Origin of the sequence: Pseudomonas vranovensis, assembly GCF_040438935.1 — a bacterium.
Lineage (GTDB): Bacteria > Pseudomonadota > Gammaproteobacteria > Pseudomonadales > Pseudomonadaceae > Aquipseudomonas > Aquipseudomonas vranovensis.
The window spans coordinates 175,189-193,485 of sequence record NZ_CP159259.1 but is presented as its reverse complement, the minus strand read 5'-3'; the positions used below and the strand labels follow the sequence as shown (position 1 = coordinate 193,485).

The 18,297-nt window shown below is 59.9% G+C and carries 15 protein-coding genes and 1 pseudogene; 3 read left to right on the top strand and 13 right to left on the bottom strand.

Features of this window, described 5'->3' with window-relative positions; all coding sequences use genetic code 11:
* Positions 1-63: 63 nt before the first annotated feature.
* From zapE to ABVN19_RS00920, 3 genes are all read right to left on the bottom strand, one after another.
* On the bottom strand, positions 64-1,158 hold the full coding sequence (zapE, locus tag ABVN19_RS00930) for a cell division protein ZapE (protein WP_105641916.1): 1,095 nt from the start codon (positions 1,156-1,158) through the stop codon (positions 64-66).
* An 82-nt stretch (positions 1,159-1,240) separates the two neighbouring features.
* Positions 1,241-2,590 carry a tryptophan--tRNA ligase gene (locus tag ABVN19_RS00925; protein ID WP_105641915.1) on the bottom strand — a complete coding sequence of 450 codons (1,350 nt, stop codon included), beginning with the start codon at positions 2,588-2,590 and terminating at the stop codon, positions 1,241-1,243.
* Between the two features lie 24 nt (positions 2,591-2,614).
* Positions 2,615-3,250 (bottom strand): alpha/beta fold hydrolase, encoded by a 636-nt coding sequence (locus ABVN19_RS00920; protein ID WP_028943265.1) that lies wholly within the window; start codon positions 3,248-3,250, stop codon positions 2,615-2,617.
* 138 nt (positions 3,251-3,388) lie between these two features.
* Between ABVN19_RS00920 and ABVN19_RS00915 the strand changes: the two genes are divergently transcribed.
* Positions 3,389-3,826 (top strand): DUF1043 family protein, encoded by a 438-nt coding sequence (locus tag ABVN19_RS00915; protein WP_028943264.1) that lies wholly within the window; start codon positions 3,389-3,391, stop codon positions 3,824-3,826.
* Positions 3,827-3,899: 73 nt separating this feature from the next.
* On the opposite strand, the gene mdeB is transcribed toward ABVN19_RS00915, so the two are convergent.
* Together mdeB and ABVN19_RS00905 are read right to left on the bottom strand one after the other, a co-directional pair.
* A complete protein-coding gene (mdeB, locus tag ABVN19_RS00910) occupies positions 3,900-6,611 on the bottom strand; it encodes an alpha-ketoglutarate dehydrogenase (RefSeq protein ID WP_105641914.1) in 2,712 nt (903 codons plus the stop codon).
* A 25-nt stretch (positions 6,612-6,636) separates the two neighbouring features.
* A complete protein-coding gene (locus ABVN19_RS00905; RefSeq protein ID WP_105641913.1) occupies positions 6,637-7,833 on the bottom strand; it encodes a methionine gamma-lyase in 1,197 nt (398 codons plus the stop codon).
* 127 nt (positions 7,834-7,960) lie between these two features.
* Here ABVN19_RS00905 and ABVN19_RS00900 point away from each other — a divergent pair, with 127 nt between their 5' ends.
* Positions 7,961-8,440 carry an Lrp/AsnC family transcriptional regulator gene (locus ABVN19_RS00900; protein ID WP_028943261.1) on the top strand — a complete coding sequence of 160 codons (480 nt, stop codon included), beginning with the start codon at positions 7,961-7,963 and terminating at the stop codon, positions 8,438-8,440.
* 373 nt (positions 8,441-8,813) lie between these two features.
* Here the strand turns inward: ABVN19_RS00900 and ABVN19_RS00895 are convergent, their stop codons facing one another.
* The 5 genes and pseudogenes from ABVN19_RS00895 to ABVN19_RS00875 form a co-directional block, all read right to left on the bottom strand.
* Positions 8,814-9,230 carry a hypothetical protein gene (locus ABVN19_RS00895; protein WP_245219046.1) on the bottom strand — a complete coding sequence of 139 codons (417 nt, stop codon included), beginning with the start codon at positions 9,228-9,230 and terminating at the stop codon, positions 8,814-8,816.
* Positions 9,231-9,505: 275 nt separating this feature from the next.
* Complete coding sequence (cysN, locus tag ABVN19_RS00890) at positions 9,506-11,407, bottom strand: sulfate adenylyltransferase subunit CysN (RefSeq protein ID WP_028943260.1); 1,902 nt, start codon at positions 11,405-11,407, stop codon at positions 9,506-9,508.
* Positions 11,408-11,460: 53 nt separating this feature from the next.
* Positions 11,461-11,776: pseudogene (locus ABVN19_RS00885) on the bottom strand (four helix bundle protein).
* 100 nt (positions 11,777-11,876) lie between these two features.
* Positions 11,877-12,794 carry a sulfate adenylyltransferase subunit CysD gene (gene cysD, locus ABVN19_RS00880; protein ID WP_028943259.1) on the bottom strand — a complete coding sequence of 306 codons (918 nt, stop codon included), beginning with the start codon at positions 12,792-12,794 and terminating at the stop codon, positions 11,877-11,879.
* Between the two features lie 136 nt (positions 12,795-12,930).
* Positions 12,931-13,689 carry a Nif3-like dinuclear metal center hexameric protein gene (locus ABVN19_RS00875; RefSeq protein WP_105641912.1) on the bottom strand — a complete coding sequence of 253 codons (759 nt, stop codon included), beginning with the start codon at positions 13,687-13,689 and terminating at the stop codon, positions 12,931-12,933.
* A gap of 237 nt (positions 13,690-13,926) precedes the next feature.
* On the opposite strand from ABVN19_RS00875, the gene algW reads away from it, so the two are divergent.
* Positions 13,927-15,084: a Do family serine endopeptidase AlgW gene (gene algW / locus ABVN19_RS00870; RefSeq protein WP_028943257.1), complete on the top strand. Its 1,158-nt coding sequence runs from the start codon at positions 13,927-13,929 to the stop codon at positions 15,082-15,084.
* Between the two features lie 105 nt (positions 15,085-15,189).
* Here algW and ABVN19_RS00865 read toward each other — a convergent pair whose 3' ends face one another.
* Genes ABVN19_RS00865 through ABVN19_RS00855 form a run of 3 tightly spaced genes read right to left on the bottom strand, consistent with a single transcriptional unit; the run spans position 15,190 to position 18,251 of the window.
* On the bottom strand, positions 15,190-15,954 hold the full coding sequence (locus tag ABVN19_RS00865; protein WP_028943256.1) for an amino acid ABC transporter ATP-binding protein: 765 nt from the start codon (positions 15,952-15,954) through the stop codon (positions 15,190-15,192).
* Positions 15,955-15,964: 10 nt separating this feature from the next.
* Entirely contained in the window at positions 15,965-17,062 is a 1,098-nt protein-coding gene (locus tag ABVN19_RS00860) for an amino acid ABC transporter permease (RefSeq protein WP_028943255.1), read from the bottom strand.
* A 10-nt stretch (positions 17,063-17,072) separates the two neighbouring features.
* A complete protein-coding gene (locus ABVN19_RS00855; RefSeq protein ID WP_028943254.1) occupies positions 17,073-18,251 on the bottom strand; it encodes an amino acid ABC transporter permease in 1,179 nt (392 codons plus the stop codon).
* Positions 18,252-18,297: the final 46 nt, after the last annotated feature.

Here is an 18,297-nt window from a genome sequence, read left to right as displayed (position 1 = left end):
AAGGGCGGTGCGATCCGCTCTTGCTCCTGCTTGCCGCTTTTAGCTTGTGGCTTGCCGCTGCCCTTAAGGCTTGTGCGCCCGCGAAAGGAATTCGTGGGACTGCATTTCCAGCAACCGGCTGAGGGTCCGCTGGAACTCGAAGGTCAGGCGACCGCCGGTATACAGATCCTTGAGCTCAACTTCGGCCGAAATGATCAGCTTGACGTTGCGGTCATAGAATTCGTCGACCATGTTGATGAAGCGACGAGCGATGTCATCGGTGGCAACGCTCATCTGCTCGACGTCACTGAGCAGCACGGCATGGAAGATCTTGCCCAGCTCGATGTAGTCGTTCTGGCTGCGCGGGCCATCGCACAGCTCGCGAAATTCGAACCAGGCCACGTCGTCACAGGTACGCAGGGCACGAATCTCACGGTTCTCGATCACCAGCACGTCGTTCTCGACGGCCTGGGTACACTCCGGCGTCAGTGCCTTGAAGCTTTTGCGCAGGCTTTCGTGAGCCGCTTCGTCCAACGGGAAGTGGAACAGTTCGGCTTGTTCCAGGTGACGCAGGCGATAGTCGACGCCGCTGTCGACGTTGACGATATCGGTGTTCTGCTTGATCAGGGCGATGGCAGGCAGGAAACGCGCACGTTGCAGGCCGTCCTTGTACAAGCCGTCCGGCACGATGTTGGAAGTGGCCACCAGGGTGACGCCGTTCTTGAAAAGCTCTTCCATCAGGGTGCCGAGGATCATCGCGTCGGTGATGTCGGAAACGAAGAACTCATCGAAGCAGATCACCCGCGCCTCTTCGGAGAAACGCTTGGCAATGATGGTCAGCGGGTTCTTCTCGCCCTTGAGGGTTTTCATTTCCTCATGTACACGCTTCATGAAGCGGTGGAAGTGCGTACGCACTTTCTGCTTGAACGGCAGCGCCTCGAAGAAGGTATCGACCAGGTAGGTCTTGCCACGCCCTACCCCACCCCAGAAATACAAGCCCTTGACCGGTGCCTGCTCCTTCCTGCCAAACAACTTGCCGAACACACCCGACTTGTTGTTCTGCGCCGCGATCAGATCATCGTACAGGCGCTGCAAATGACGCACCGCTGTTTCCTGCGCCGCATCATGGAAGAATTCGGGACGTTTCAGATCTGCTTGATATCGTTCTAGGGGCGTCATAATTCGTTAGCAAGGCAACAAAAGCGGGCCGTCACTGTAGCGACGGCCCCGGATAATGGCAATCAGACTTGCGTCAGATCGTTCAGTCCTGCTGCGGCTGCAACGCAGTGCGCAGGCTCTCGATGGCGGCGTCGCGCGTCGCTTCGTCGGCAAGCTGCGGGCCGTCGGCAACGCATTGCCCTTCCAGCCACAGGCTGAAGCCCAGGCCTTCATTGCGCACATCCAGTTCGCCACCCTGCTGCAGTTGCTTGGTCACGGCACCGGCGGTCTTGCCATCGGCGAAGTTGCGCGACAGCAGCAGTTGCTCGCCGTCAGCGGCCAGCAGGCGGAAGCGGAAGCTGCCATCGTCTTCACGGAAGCTGACAAAGCGCGCAGCCTTGGTCGCCTTCTTCTTGACCTGGGCAGTGCCCTGCTCGATGTTGCGGAACGAGCGCAGGCCTACCGCTTCGCGCAGCTCGGCCAGGAACGGTGTGGCGACCTTGCGGGCTTTCTGCGCACCAGCCAGCAGGATGTCTTCCAGGTCACCCGGGCGACTGATCAGCTGGTGATAGCGCTCGCGCGGCTCGCTCAACTGGCCGTCGAGCAATTGGAACAGGCGTTGCTTGGCCTCGCCCCAGCCCAGGCCCTGCAGCAATTCGCTGCGGAACTCGTCGGCTTGTGCGGGGGTGGCGAAGGCCTGGAACAAGGTGAACAGGTGCGAGTTGTCCGGGTCCTTGGCTTCGCCCGGCGCGCGCGAATCGGTGACGATACGCGAGATAGCGTCTTTCATGTCCTTGGCACTGGTGAACAAAGGGATGGTGTTGTCGTAGCTCTTGGACATCTTGCGACCGTCCAGGCCCGGCAGCGTGGCCACGCTCTCTTCGATCAGCGCTTCAGGCATGGCGAAGAACTCCTTGCCCTGGCCAAACAGGTGATTGAAGCGCTGGCCGATATCACGGGCCATTTCCACGTGCTGGATCTGGTCGCGGCCGACCGGAACCTTGTTGGCGTTGAACATCAGGATGTCGGCGGCCATCAGTACCGGGTAGCTGTACAACCCCATGCTGATACCGGCATCCGGGTCTTCACCGTTCTCCAGGTTCTTGTCCACCGAAGCCTTGTAGGCGTGCGCACGATTGAGCAGACCCTTGGCAGCCACGCAGGTCAGCAACCAGGTCAGCTCCGGGATTTCGGGGATATCGGACTGACGATAAAAAGTCACGCGCTCCGGATCCAGGCCACCAGCCAGCCAGGTCGCGGCGATTTCCAGACGCGAACGCTGGATACGCTGCGGGTCATCGCATTTGATCAGGGCGTGGTAGTCGGCCAGAAAGTAGAACGAGTCGACACCTGGCTCACGGCTGGCGAGGATCGCCGGGCGGATGGCACCGGCGTAGTTGCCCAGGTGAGGCGTGCCCGTGGTGGTGATACCGGTAAGGATGCGCGTAGTCATGGGTAATCGCTTATCAGGCTTGTATCAATTTGAAAGGCGCGGCAGCACCAGATCCTTGAGGTCGGTGAGCTTGCCGTGGAAAAAGTGTCCGCATTCTGCCACTTTCAGCAGCTCATGGGGGCGTGGGAGTGTGTCCGACCAGTCGTAGACGATCTGCGGATCGATCACTTCGTCGGTATCGGGCTGAATCACACTCAGGGCGCAGTTGTGTGGAATCGCATCCTGATCCTTCAAGCGCATCACCGCCGGGGCGACCATGAACAGTTGCTTGAGCGAAACGCCTTCGGCTTCAAGGCGACCACCCAGGCTTGCCGCGACGAAGCCGCCGAAGGAAAAGCCCATCAAGGTCAATGGCAGTTGTGGATGCTTTTCCAGCAACCAGGCCGCTGCGGCCTCGGCATCGTCCACCTCGCCGCTGCCCATGTCGTGGCTGCCGGCACTGGCGCCCACGCCACGATAGTTGAAACGCAGGGTAATGTAGCCGGCATCGCGAGCGGTGCGCTGCAGCATCGACACCACCTTGTTGGTCATGGTCCCACCCTGCACCGGGTTGGGGTGGCACAGCAGCACGATGCCGCGGGCATCGGTGACGTCAAGGTACAAGGCTTCCAATTGGCCGACCGGGCCATCGATGAATACGGGGGTTTCGCGGATAAGCAAGGATAAACTCCGTGACCTCGGAAAGGGTCGACTCGTCTAGCTGAATGATTCTGTCTGAGATATTTGCGATCGTTCGCGGTATACAGCGCAGGTCCGAGCCGTTAACGTAAAGCAAAGCCGTTTATAGAGGAAGGACTCGTGGAACTCTCGCTCTTAGTTTGGTTGTTGCCGACCCTGGCCCTCGTCGTGGGCGTCGTCGTTGGTTTCCTGGTCGCCCGCCTGCTGCCCAATGCAGCGCCGAGCAGCACCCAGCGTCAGCTGGATGATATCCAGGAACGTTTCGACAGCTACCAGAATGAGGTGGTTACCCACTTCAACAGTACGGCTGCACTGGTCAAGAAACTGACCCAGAGTTACCAGGAAGTCCAGGATCACCTGGCCGATGGCGCCAACCGCCTGGCCCTGGACGAACTGACCCGCCAGCGCCTGCTGGCCGCCCTGCACTCGGAAGCCGCCCAGGCCCCGCGTGATCGCCTGACACCACCGAAGGATACCGAAGTACCCCGCGACTACGCACCCAAAGCGCCCAATGCACCGGGCATGCTGGATGAACAGTACGGGCTCAAGCGCAACTGATACAGCCGGTATGTGCGAACGTAAAATGCCCCGCTTCGAAAGAGGCGGGGCATTTTTCATGGGAGCAGCAGCATCAGCAGCACCAGGGCGCCTCTCCTTGCCAACAGCCGTACCGTTCCAGTGCTTCATCCAGCAGGTGCTGGGTGATCCCTCCCTGGCGCACCAGACTGTGCAGGCTGGCCAGCACGATACTGAAGCGATCGACCTCAAAGAACCGCCGCAACTGCTGGCGGGTATCGCTGCGGCCAAAGCCGTCGGTGCCTAGCGTCACGTACGGCGCCTGCACGTACTCGGCAATCAGTTGCGGCCAGGCGCGCACGTAGTCGGTCGCGGCAATGACCGGCACACTTCCGGCCAGGCAACGATGTACATGGCTGAACTCGCCTGTCCCTTGGCCCAGGCGGCTGGAGCGATCGACCTCCCGCGCCTCTCGGGCCAGTTCGCTGAAACTGGTGACACTGAACACATCGCTTTCAATCTGCCAGTCGCTGGCCAGCAACTCACTGGCGGCGATGACCTCGCGCAGGATCGCTCCTGACCCCAACAGGCGCACCCGCCCCCGTGCATCGGCGACCCGCTGTTCGACATATCGGTACATGCCGCGCAACACCTCTTCATGCAACCGCTCGGGCAGGGACGGCTGTGGATAGTTTTCGTTCATCACCGCCACGTAATGGAACTCGTCGCGCTGCTCGGTGAGCATGCGCCTGGCTGCATGTTCGAGAATCACCGCCAGCTCACCGGCGAAGCACGACTCCCAGGCGCGGCAGTTAGGTACCATCGAGGCCATGACCAGGCTTGAGCCGTCCTGATGTTGAAGCCCTTCGCCACCCAGCGTGGTCCGCCCAGCGGTGGCGCCGAGCAACAGGCCGCGGGCACGCTGGTCCGCAGCGGCCCAGATCAGGTCGCCGACGCGCTGGAAGCCGAACATCGAGTAATAGATGTACACCGGCAGCATCGGCTCGCCATGCACGGCATAAGAGGTGGCCGCCGCCACCCAGGACGACAACGCGCCAGCCTCGGTGATGCCCTCCTCCAGCAACTGACCGTCTCGTGCTTCCTTGTACGACAACAGCGAGCCGGCATCCTCGGGCTCATAGCGTTGCCCCAGCGGGGAATAGATCCCGATCTGCCGGAACAGGCTGGCCATGCCAAAGGTACGCGCCTCGTCGGCAACAATCGGCACTACACGCGCCCCCAGCGTCGGCGCCTTGAGCCAGGCGCCCAGCATGCGCACTGCTGCCATGGTGGTGGACATTTCCTTGCCTTCGGCCTGCAGGGCGAAGGCGCCCATGGTGTGGAGGTCGGGCACCGGAACGGGTTTGACTTCACTGCGCCGCCTTGGCAGAGGGCCGCCAAGGGCCGCACGGCGTTCACGCAAGTAGCGTAACTCCGGACTGTCTTCGGCGGGACGATAGAACTGCAGTTGCTCGACCTGGCTGTCACTCAGCGGCAGGTGAAAGCGGTCGCGAAAAGCCAGCAGGGCCTGGACGTCCAGCTTCTTGGCCTGGTGTGCGGTCATCTTCGACTCGCCCGCCGCGCTCATGCCGTAGCCTTTCTTGGTCTTGGCCAGAATCACCGTCGGCCGGCCCTTGCAGGCCTTGGCCGCCGCGTAGGCTGCGTACAACTTGCGCAGGTCATGACCACCGCGTTTGAGCCCATTGATCTTGGCCGAGCTCATATGCTCCACCAGCTTTTGCAGGGCCGGGTGCTGATTGAAGAAGTGCTCGAGGTTGTAGGCGCCGTCCTTGGCCCCCAGGTTCTGGAACTGGCCATCGGGCGTTGCCGCCAGCTGGCGCAGCAGCACATGTTCAGTATCGCGGGCAAACAAGGCATCCCATTCCGAGCCCCACAGCACCTTGATCACATTCCAGCCGGCGCCGCTGAACAGGGACTCAAGCTCCTGGATGATCTGGCCATTGCCACGCACCGGGCCATCCAGGCGCTGCAGGTTGCAGTTGACCACGAAAGTGAGGTTGTCCAGTTGCTCACGCGCCGCCAGGGTCAGGCCGGCGATGGATTCGGGCTCGTCCATTTCACCATCGCCGAACACGCCCCATACATGGCGCTGCGAGGTGTCGACCAGGTTGCGGTGTTGCAGGTAGCGCATGAAACGCGCCTGGTAGATGGCATTGATTGGTCCGATGCCCATGGAACCGGTCGGGAACTGCCAGAAGTCCGGCATCAGCCAGGGGTGGGGATAGGAGCACAGGCCGTTGCCCGCCACTTCCTGGCGATAGCGGGCCAGTTGCTCTTCGCTCAGACGCCCTTCAAGGAAGGCGCGAGCATAAATACCCGGCGCCGAATGCGGCTGGAAGAACACCAGGTCGGCACTGCGGCGCTCACCGCCATCATCACCCCGGAAAAAATGCTGGAAGCCAACCTCGAAAATTTCCGCCGCCGAGGCGTAGCTGGCGATGTGTCCGCCCAGGTCGCCATAAGCGTGATTGGCCCGCATCACCATGGCCAACGCATTCCAGCGCAGCAGGCTGGTGATGCGTTCCTCAAGCTCCAGATCCCCTGGATAAGCATCCTGCAGCTCCACGGGGACGCTGTTGCGGTAGGCCGAATACGCCTGAACACCACGGGCCACACCCAGCTCCCGGGCATGGGCTTCGAGCTGCTCCAACAAGAATCGGGCCCGCTGCGGGCCGCAGTGATGCAGGGTCGATTCCAACGCCTCCAGCCACTCGGCAGTCTCGCCCGGATCGCTATCGACCTCGGCTTCATCGCCAGGTCGAAGCGGCACACCTTCATCCGGCACCAGGTTCATCATTGCCACCATTGCATTGACCCCTTCCGTGGTGGGTTCAGGCACAGGCCATCAGGGCCTGTTCGATGTCTGCCAGTAGGTCGTCGATATCCTCAAGACCGACCGACAGGCGCACCAGCCCTTCGGAAATTCCGTACTGGGCACGCTCCTGCGGCGTGTAGCTGGAATGGGTCATGCTCGCCGGGTGTTGCGCCAGGGACTCGGCATCCCCCAGGCTGACCGCCCGGCTGAACAGCTGCAGGGCATTCATGAAGCGTCGCCCGGCAGTGATCCCGCCCTTGAGCTCGAACGCGATCATGCCACCTGGCAAGCGCATCTGCCGGCGGGCCAGTTGGTACTGGGGGAAGGTCGGCAAGCCGGGGTAGTTGATCATTTCCACAGCAGGGTGTTGCTGGAGGAACTCGGCGATTACCTGGGCGTTGCTGCAGTGTCGCTCCATGCGCAAGGTCAGGGTCTTCATGCCACGCATGAGCAAGGAGGCATCGTGGGGTGACATCACCGCGCCGGTCATGTCCTTCAGACCCTCAAGACGAATCCGATCCACCAGCACTTTGCTGCCCACCACCAGGCCGGCCGTGATGTCGCCATGACCGCTGAGGTACTTGGTTGCCGAATGCACTACCAGGTCAGCGCCCAATTCCAGCGGGCGTTGCAGGTATGGGGTGCAGTAGGTGTTGTCGACCACCACCTTGATGTCGTGCTTGTGCGCAAGCTTGGCCACTGCAGCGATATCAGCCATCTGCATGTTGGGGTTGGCCGGGGTCTCGAAGTAGATCACCTTGGTATCAGCGCTGATCGCAGCAGCGACGGCAGCAACGTCAGTCATGTCCACATGCCGGACCTTGACCCCGAACTCGCCGATACCGTGGTGCAGGAAGGCGAAGGTACAGCCATACAAAGTGCGCCCTACTAGCACCTCGTCGCCGGGTCGCAGCAGGGTCCACAAGGTCGCGGTGATCGCGCCCATGCCGGAAGCGAGTGCCAGGCCGGCCTCGCCGCCTTCGAGCGAAGCCATGCGTGTTTCCAGCAAGGCCAGGGTAGGGTTGGAGATACGACTGTAGAAGTGTCCGCCCTCTTCCCCTGCAAAACAGGCAGCACCGTATTCAACGGTAGGAAAGGCGAAGGTGGCAGTCTGGTAGACCGGAGGCACCAGCGCCCCCTGGTTGGCCAGCGGATCGTAGCCGTGGTGGATGGCACGGGTAGCAAAACCTGAATCCTTGGTGGAGCCGCTCATGACAACAGCCTCTTGTGATTTGTTATAAGCTTATGCCACTGATGTGCTGATTTTTTTCCAAATATAACTACCCTCGAATAGGGTTGTTGATAAAAAAACAATAAATCCAGCCTACCGAGGGCAAGTTATGCCTAACGCCATCGACCGTACCGACCGTGCCCTGCTCGCCGCCCTGCAGGACAACGCCCGCCTGACCGTCTCCGAACTGGCCGACAGCGTCGCCTTGACCACCTCGCCATGCTGGCGGCGGGTGAAGTTGCTGGAAGAAAACGGCTACATCACCGGCTACCAGGCCATCCTCTCGCCCAAGGCCCTGGGCTTTGGCGTCACGGCGTTCGTCAGCATCATGATGGACTCGCACACCAAGGAAATGGCCCGCGCGTTTGAACAGCGGCTAATGGAAATTCCCGAGATCGTGGCTTGCCACAATATTTCCGGGCGCTATGACTTCTTGCTGGAAATATTGGCGCGAGACCTGGAATCGTTTGGCGAGTTCGCCCGAGAGGTATTGCAAAGTTTGCCGGGAGTGAAGGAGATTTATTCGAGTTTTTCGTTCAAGGCAGTGAAGGAGAAGCGGGTTATTCCTGTGTCGGAGAAGCATATTTGACATGCTGTTTCAGTTACAATATTTAGCAATGTGCGCCCAAAAGACCTACGTCCGGAGCACCATAAGCCTACATAGGATCAGGAAGCGTTGATGTATACCTAGCACCCGCACCGAGGGATCATTTCAACCCCCTCGACACGAGCCTAGGTAAATCATGAAAATGATAGCGGGACTTCTGATATTATCGCTAGCGGCCTGTTCCAACGGTAGGTTTATCTTTAAAGAGGTCGCTTATGAAAAACAGTTCAAATGCGACATGGACCCGCTAATGCAACAATGTGAAAGGCGCATTACTCGTTAACCCCACTGCCAATCAAAAACCGGGAAATTAAAAATCAATTTATAGGGTTTAGGCTTTGGGTAGCGCCCAGGCTCAAAGCCCTCTCGAGCCCATCGGGGCCTCACCTGAACGCTGATCATAAATCACCAGATTTCCATCGTCGGTCAATACTAAATAATTGTTATACCAAAAAGACTTATCAGTCGTATGTGTACTCTCCGCTATCCATAGCCTTCCTCTGGATGGGTCATACAAAAACCCGGAGTTACTCACCACAAAATTTAACGACTGGCGCATTTTCTTCCTGCGAATCGTCGAGCTAAATGGCTGATTAGTATCAGCCACCCAAACCTGCGCACCGTCCTGCTCAATGACCAGGTCCCCTTCTGGTTTTAGCCTCAAATAATATCGACCATTTTCAGACATCAGGAACTGACCTGGCAAAAGCATATGGTTTGCGGGCAAAAGCATAGAACCAGAATTTTGAAAGACAACATATTCAACCGACATTTCACACCTCCAATTCCAAATCGGAGATATCAATGTACTGCCAGTCAAAATCACAAAACCATAAATATGCACCACAACGTAGATTTTATAAAAACATACCCCGTCAATCCTATTGCAAATTGCGGGCAACACCCAGCAGCTTTCTACACAGTTAAATTAGTTACATCGCGGGGCAAGCCCGCTCCTACAGTGTAGGAGCGGGCTTGCCCCGCGCTACTTTTGTGCAGGCAACAAAAAACCCCACCGAGGTGGGGTTTCTTGTTCACGCCAAACGCTTAGATGGCGCCACGCTTTCGCAGCAACTCCAGCACCTGCTTGACGCCCTCTTCCAGGCTGACGTTCTGGGTGTCGACCACCAGGTCTGCATCCAACGGCACGTCATACGGGAAGCTTTCGCCCGGGATGTTGTCACCGCCGGCGGCGTACAGGCCCTGCGGGTCACGCTCGCGGCAGGCCATTGGCGATGCCTGCACGTACACAGTGAGCAATCGCTCCTTGCCGATCAGTGCCTTGGCCTGTTCGCGGCCTTCGGCATCCGGGGCAACGAAGGCCGCCAGGGTCAGCAGGCCGGCTTCGTTGAACTGACGCGCCACGTGCGCGGCACGACGCCAGTTCTCGGTACGCCCGGCGCGGTCCTGTGGCAGGCCCTTGTTCAGGTCGTGGCGCAGGTTCTGACCATCGAGCACATAGACCGCACGGCCCATGTCGAACAGCTTGCGCTCCACGGCATACGCCAGGGTGCTCTTGCCTGCGCCCGAGAGGCCGCTGAACAGCACGGTGGCTGGCTGCTGGCCGAAGCGCAAGGCACGTTCTTCGGTGGCCACATGGGCCAGTTTGCCGTGCTGGCCGATAGTGCCGTGTGGCACGACCGGTGGCGCGATGATCATGCCAGCGCCGACGGTGCCGTTGGTCAGGCGGTCAATGACGATAAAGGCACCGGTGGTGCGGTTGCTGTCATAGCCGTCCAGGGCAATCGGTGCGTCCAGGCTGACCTTGACCTTACCGATCTCGTTCAGCTGCAAGGCACTGGCAGCGCCCTCTTCCAGGGTGTTCACATCGACCTTGTGGGTGATGCTGGCAATCGAGCCTGGCACATAGCTGGTGGCGCGCTTGATGTCGTATTTTTTGCCCGGCAGCATCGGCTCTTCAGCCATCCATACCAGCATGGCTTCGAATTGGTCCGTCACCTGTGGAACGTTATCGGCATGCACCAGGAGGTCGCCACGAGAGATGTCGATCTCGTCTTCCATGGTCAGGGTCACGGCCTGGCCCGGGCCCGCGTTCTCCAGCTCGCCTTCGTAGGTGACGATGGACTTGACCCGGCTGCTCTTGCCCGACGGCAATACGACGATCTCGTCGCCCTTGTGCACCACGCCGCTGGCCAGGGTACCGGCGAAACCGCGGAAGTTCAGGTTCGGACGGTTGACGTACTGCACCGGGAAACGCAGGTCGGTGAAGTTGCGATCGGCTGCCACTTCGACGGTTTCGAGGATTTCCATCAACGCCGGGCCGGTATACCACGGCGAACGCTCGCTGCGGTTGACCACGTTGTCGCCCTTGAGCGCCGACATCGGCACGAAGTGCAAGCTGCTCGGGGTCATGTTGATCGCTTCGGCAAACTTCAGGTAGTCGGCCTTGATGCTCTCGAACACGCCCTCGTCGAAGCCCTTGAGGTCCATCTTGTTCACGGCGACGACGATGTGCTTGATGCCCAGCAACGAGGCAATGTAGCTGTGACGGCGGGTCTGGGTCTGCACGCCATAGCGGGCATCGACCAGGATGATCGCCAGGTCGCAGGTGGACGCACCGGTGGCCATGTTGCGGGTGTACTGCTCATGGCCCGGGGTGTCGGCAATGATGAACTTGCGCTTGGCGGTGGAGAAATAGCGGTAGGCCACATCGATGGTGATGCCCTGCTCACGCTCGGCCTGCAGGCCGTCGACCAGCAACGCCAAGTCGATATCGTCACCGGTGGTGCCGACTTTCTTCGAATCGCGGGTGATGGCTTCAAGATGGTCTTCGTAGATCATCTTGGAGTCGTGCAGCAAACGCCCGATCAGGGTGCTCTTGCCGTCGTCGACGTTACCGCAGGTCAAAAAGCGCAGCAGTTCTTTACGCTCGTGCTGGGCCAGGTAGGCGAGGATGTCCTCGCTGATCAATTCAGATTGGTGGCTCATTACATTCAAGCTCCAAGCTGTAAGCTTCAAGCGGCAAGCTTGTCGGCGTACAACTAGTCAGAAATTTTGTTGATCAACCCGCTCAGCATTCTGGAAAGCTCACGAGTCTCTGTAATCCACTCATTCGATAACGGTTGAGGCAGATAACCTATTTCTCCTCCAATGATGATCTGCGTACGCAATTCACCGCAGGAGGCCTTGGCAATGCACAGGTAGCGCACTTTCTCTCTGGTCGTGCCGCGCTCCATGCCTTCGGCGATATTCGAGGGAATCGAGAACGCTGCTCGCGTGATCTGGTCGTTGTCTCCGAGATCCCGTCCCTGCCAGGTTTTTGCTTCTCTGCCAAACAACCCGCTTCTCAAAGTCCATGATGGGCACTCCTTCGCGCCCACAATGGGCGGCAGCCGCCAAAACCTAGAAGCTACGCATCACGCCTCTAACTTGCAGCTTGCCGCTTGTAACTCGAAGCTTAAAAGTACCCTTGCCGTTTTTTGTCTTCCATCGAGCCTGCGCCATCGTGGTCGATGACACGGCCCTGCCGCTCGGACGTACGGGTCAGGAGCATTTCCTGGATGATGTCGGTGAGGCTTTCGGCCTCGGACTCCACCGCCCCCGTCAATGGGTAGCAGCCAAGGGTACGGAAGCGCACCTTCTTTTTGACGATGCGGGCTTTTTCTTCATCCGAGAGGTGCTCAAGGATGCGCTCGTCGTCGATCATGATCAGGGTGCCGTTCTTCTCGATCACTTCGCGCTCGGCAGCGAAGTACAGCGGCACGATCGGGATGCCTTCGAGGTAGATGTACTGCCAGATGTCCAGCTCGGTCCAGTTCGACAGGGGGAAGACGCGAATCGATTCGCCCTTGTTGACCTTGCCGTTGTAGACGTTCCACAACTCCGGGCGCTGGTTTTTCGGGTCCCAGCGGTGCTTGCTGTCGCGGAACGAGTAGACGCGTTCCTTGGCCCGGGACTTTTCTTCGTCGCGGCGGGCACCACCGAAGGCGGCATCGAAACCATACTTGTCGAGCGCCTGTTTCAGGCCCTCGGTCTTCATGATGTCGGTGTGCTTGGCACTGCCGTGAGTGAACGGGTTGATGCCCTGGGCGACGCCGTCCGGGTTCACGTGAGTGATCAGCTCCAGGCCCATTTCCTCGACCATCTTGTCGCGGAAGCTGTACATCTCCTGGAATTTCCACTGGGTGTCGACGTGCATCACCGGGAACGGCAACTTGCCCGGGAAGAAGGCCTTACGCGCCAGATGCAGCATCACGGCCGAATCCTTGCCGATCGAGTACAGCATCACCGGGTTATCGAACTCGGCGGCCACCTCACGAATGATGTGGATGCTCTCCGCCTCCAACTGTTTCAAATGCGTCAGTTTGTCGACCATGGCTACTCACGGAAATACGATCTTATGGACGGCCAGCGGGCCGTGTTCGAGCGGGCCACTTTATCACAGCACTCGATTCTATTTAGACGCCCAACTAGAACGAAACAGTATAAGAATATGCCCTGCCGTTTTAGCTTCAGATCGGGTTCGGACAGTCGATGAACAGGTGCTCCAGGGCGAAGCGCCGGGCCAGGTAATCGCCCAGGGCCTGCACGCCATAACGCTCGGTGGCATGGTGGCCGGCGGCGATGAAACTGATGCCGTTTTCCCGCGCGCTATGAAAGGTCTGCTCGGAGGCTTCACCACTGAGGTACAGATCGACCCCGGCGGCAATCGCCTGGTCGATATAGCCCTGGCCGCCGCCGGTACACCAGCCGACTCGGCGAATGGTCCGCTCACCCTCGATCACCAGGGGTTCGCGACCCATGACTTCCTGCACCTTGCGGGCAAAGTCCCGTGCCGACATGGGCTCGGCCAATGAGCCGACCAGGCCGACGACCCGAAGGTTGTCCGGGTCCAGCGGACCTTCGACGGTGATATCCAGTTGCCGGGCCAGTTGCACGTTGTTGCCGACCTCCGGGTGCAGGTCCAGCGGCAGGTGATAGGCCAGCAGGCTCAGGTCGTTCTTGAGCAGGGTTTTCAATCGGCGCTGTTTCATGCCGGTAATGCAGGGGTTCTCGCCTTTCCAGAAGTAACCGTGGTGTACCAGCACCAGGTCGGCATTGGCTTCGACCGCCGCATCCAGCAGTGCCTGGCTCGCGGTAACGCCACTGACGATGCGAGTGACTTGCGGCCGCCCTTCGACCTGCAGGCCATTGGGGCAGTAATCCTGGATTTTTGCGCTGCCAAGGTAGCGTTCGGCTTCCTCGACCAGGGTGCTCAGGGCAACAGCCATGAAAAGACTCCTCAATTCAGCAGTTCAGTGCGGCGCAAGGCCCCGTATAATGACCGCCATTATGGGCCGTCGCCGGGTTTGGGGAAACCGACGGCGGCTGCCAGGGGGCCTGCACGCGGTACTGATGGCTCACGTTGCGATTAAACAGTTCCTGCACGGCTTCGGCCGCAGTATGATCGCGCGCGCTCGCTCCCACGCAGTTCTAGCGGCCCTCTGCCCACTCCCAGGATTCGTTCAATGTTCAAGGCTTTGCGTTACTTTGGCTGGCCGCTGCTGGTCGGCGTGTTGATCGCCCTGCTGATCATCCAGCGCTTTCCGCAATGGGTCGGCCTGCCCAGCCAGGACGTCAACCTGCAACAAGCGCCGCAGACCACGCGCATCATGCAGGGTCCCGTGTCGTATGCCGACGCGGTGAGCATTGCCGCACCGGCAGTCGCCAATCTGTACACCACCAAAGTTGTGAACAAGACTGCCCACCCGCTGTTCGAAGACCCGCAGTTCCGCCGGTTCTTCGGCGACAACCTGCCCAAGCAACGGCGCTGGGAGTCGAGCCTGGGCTCGGCGGTGATCATGAGCCCGGAAGGCTACCTGCTGACCAACAACCACGTGACCTCCGGCGCAGACCAGATCGTGGTAGCCCTCAAGGATGGCCGAGAAACCCTGGCACGGGTGATCGGCAGCGATCCGGAAACCGACCTTGCCGTACTCAAGATCGACCTGAAAAACCTGCCGTCGATCACCATCGGCCGCTCCGACAATATTCATATCGGTGACGTGGCCCTGGCCATCGGCAACCCGTTTGGCGTTGGCCAGACCGTGACCATGGGCATCATCAGCGCAACCGGCCGCAACCAACTGGGCCTGAACAACTACGAAGATTTCATCCAGACCGACGCGGCCATCAACCCGGGCAACTCCGGTGGTGCGCTGGTCGATGCCAGCGGCAACCTGACCGGTATCAACACGGCGATCTTTTCCAAGTCCGGTGGTTCCCAGGGCATTGGCTTCGCCATCCCGACCAAGCTGGCGCTGGAGGTGATGAAGTCGATCATCGAGCATGGCCAGGTCATTCGTGGCTGGTTGGGTATCGAAGTGCAGGCGCTGGGTCAGGAACTGGCCGAATCGTTCGGCATGAAGGATCGACCCGGTATCGTGGTGTCGGGAATTTTCCGCGACGGGCCGGCGCAGAAGGCCGGGCTGCAACTGGGCGACGTGATCCTGAGCATCAATGGCGAACTGGCAGGCGATGCGCGCCGTTCCATGAACCAGGTGGCTCGGATCAAGCCGAACGATAAAGTGGCGATCCTGGTCATGCGCAATGGCAAGGAGCTCAAACTGACTGCCGAAATCGGCTTGCGCCCACCGCCTGCGCCGGCGGTCAAAGAAGAAAACTGATGGCCTGAAACAGTAAGAGCGGGCTTGCCCCGCGATGACGCCAGGCCAGACGATAGAGACATATCGCCCAGCCTGGCGTCATCGCGGGGCAAGCCCGCTCCAACATCAATGCAGGATCTGGCTCAGGAACAGCTGGGTGCGCTCATTCTGCGGCCGGTCGAAGAAGTCATCCGGCGCCGCCTGCTCTACGATCTCCCCTTTATCCATGAAGATCACCCGGTTCGCCACGGTCCGGGCAAAGCCCATTTCGTGGGTTACGCACAGCATGGTCATGCCGTCTTCGGCGAGGCTGACCATGGTGTCGAGCACCTCCTTGACCATCTCAGGGTCGAGTGCCGAGGTCGGCTCGTCGAACAGCATGATCTTGGGTTTCATGCACAGCGCCCGGGCAATCGCCACACGCTGCTGTTGACCACCCGACAACTGCCCCGGGTACTTGTTCGCCTGCTCCGGAATCCGCACACGCTCCAGGTAGTGCATGGCGATTTCCTCGGCCTTGCGCTTGGGCAGCTTGCGCACCCACATCGGCGCCAGGGTGCAGTTCTGCAGAATGGTCAGGTGCGGGAACAGGTTGAAGTGCTGGAACACCATGCCGACTTCACGACGGATCGCTTCGATCTGCTTGAGGTCGTTGGTCAGTTCCACACCATCGACCACGATACGGCCCTGCTGGTGCTCTTCCAGGCGGTTGAGGCAACGGATGGTCGTCGACTTGCCCGACCCCGACGGCCCGCACAGCACGATGCGCTCACCCTGACGCACATTGAGGTTGATGTCCTTGAGCACGTGGAACTGGCCGTACCACTTGTTCACGCCCTGCATCTGAATAATGCCTTCAGGGCTCACAGGCTGTTTGATCGCTTCACTCATGGGAACACTCCTAACGCTTGTGGCCTGTGTCCAGCTTGCGCTCCAGATGCATGGAGTAGCGGGACATACCGAAACAGAAAATCCAGAAAACCAGGGCGGCGAACACGTAGCCCTCGGTCGCCATGCCCAGCCAGGTCGGGTCGGCAGCGGCTTGCTTGACACTGTTGAGCAGGTCGAACAGGCCGATGATGATCACCAGGCTGGTGTCCTTGAACAAGGCAATGAAGGTGTTGACGATGCCGGGAATCACCAGCTTCAGGGCTTGCGGCAGGATCACCAGGCCCATGGAGCGCCAGTAGCCCAGCCCCATGGCTGCAGCCGCTTCGTATTGCCCCTTGGGAATGGCCTGCAGGCCACCGCGCACCACCTCGGCGATATACGCCGACTGGAACAGGATCACCCCGATCATGGCCCGCAGCAGCTTGTCGAAGCTCATGCCCTCAGGCAGGAACAGCGGCAGCATCACCGACGACATGAACAACACCGTGATCAACGGCACGCCACGCCAGAACTCGATGAAGGTCACGCACACCACCTTCACCGCCGGCATGTTCGAGCGTCGCCCCAGGGCCAGCAGAATGCCCAGCGGCAAGGCGCCGACGATACCTACGGTGGCAATCACCAGTGTCAGCATCAGGCCACCCCAGCGACTGGTCGGTACCGTTTCAAGGCCCAGGTAGCCTCCGTGCAGGAGGGTGTAGGCAATGATCGGGTACAACACCAGGAAGCTCAGGCCATAGATCGCCTTGCGCGGGAAGCGCGAGATGAACAGCGGCGCTGCGCCGATCACCGCCAGCCACACGGTCAGGTCGACCCGCCAGCGCAGTTCACTGGGGTAGTAGCCGTACATGAACTGACCGAAGCGCTGCTGGATGAACACCCAACAGGCACCTTCCTTGGTGCAGTCGGCACGGGTGGTGCCCACCCAGTTGGCATCGAAGATCGACCACTGCAGCAGCGGCGGCACAATCAGCCAGACCAGGTACAGGGCAAACAGCGTAAGCAAGGTATTGAGCCAGCTGGAGAACAGGTTGGCGCGCATCCAGGCCAGCACGCCCACGGTTTTCACCGGTGGCGGCATATCGGGTTTGAAAACATGGGTACTCATGCGCTTGTCCTCACCGCTCGATCAGCGCAATGCGCTTGTTGTACCAGTTCATCAGCAGGGAAATGCTGATACTGATGGCCAGGTAGACGCTCATGGTGATGGCGATTACCTCGATGGCCTGGCCGGTCTGGTTGAGCACGGTCCCGGCGAACAGCGACACCATTTCCGGGTAGCCGATACCGGCCGCCAGCGAAGAGTTCTTCGCCAGGTTCAGGTACTGGCTGGTCAGCGGAGGAATGATCACCCGCAGCGCCTGGGGAATGATCACCTTGCGCAGCGTCGGGCCCTCGCGCAGCCCCAGGGAACGGGCCGCTTCCGTCTGGCCATAGCTGACCGAGCGAATGCCCGAACGCACGATTTCGGCGATGAACGCGGCGGTGTAGATGGTCAGCGCCAGGGTAAGGGCCAGCAGCTCCGGGATCAGCACCCAGCCGCCTACAAAGTTGAAACCCTTGAGCTGCGGCATTTCCCAGTGCAGGGGGCTGCCGAACAGCAGCACACAAAGCGCCGGAATGCCCAGGAACAGGAACAGCCCGACCCAGAACTTGTGGAACGGCTCGCCGGTGGCCTCGAAGCGCCGGTTGGCCAGGCGCACCATCACGACAATGGCGAGCACAGCCAGCACCAGGCTGACGACGAATGGCCAGAATCCTTCGGCCATGGAAGCACCGGGCATGTTCACGCCCCGGTTGCTGATAAAGAAGGCGTCGTTGATATTGATACTGCCCCGCGGTCCCGGCAGGGTCAGGAACACCGCGAAGTACCAGAACAGGATCTGCAGCAGCGGTGGGATGTTACGGAAAGTCTCGACATACACCGTGGCCAGCTTGTTGATCATCCAGTTCGGTGACAACCGGGCCACACCGATAATGAACCCCAGCAGGGTCGCCAGGATGATGCCTATAAAGGTCACCAGCAGCGTATTGAGCAAACCGATGACGAATACCCGGGCATAACTGTCCTGCTCGGTGTAGGGGATCAGGTGTTGCGCGATGCCGAAGCCGGCGCTGCGCTCAAGGAAGTCGAAGCCCGAGGTGATGCCTCGGTGTTGCAGGTTGGTCTGGGTGTTATGGAACAGGTACCAGCCAACGCCGACGACGAAGACGATGGTGAGTATCTGAAACAGCCACGCACGCACACGTGGATCGCTCAGGGACAGCCCCCTGGGTGCGCCGATTTGATTTTGCATGTAATGCCCCGGAGAAAAGGGAGATGAACAACCTGCGGCGGCCCAG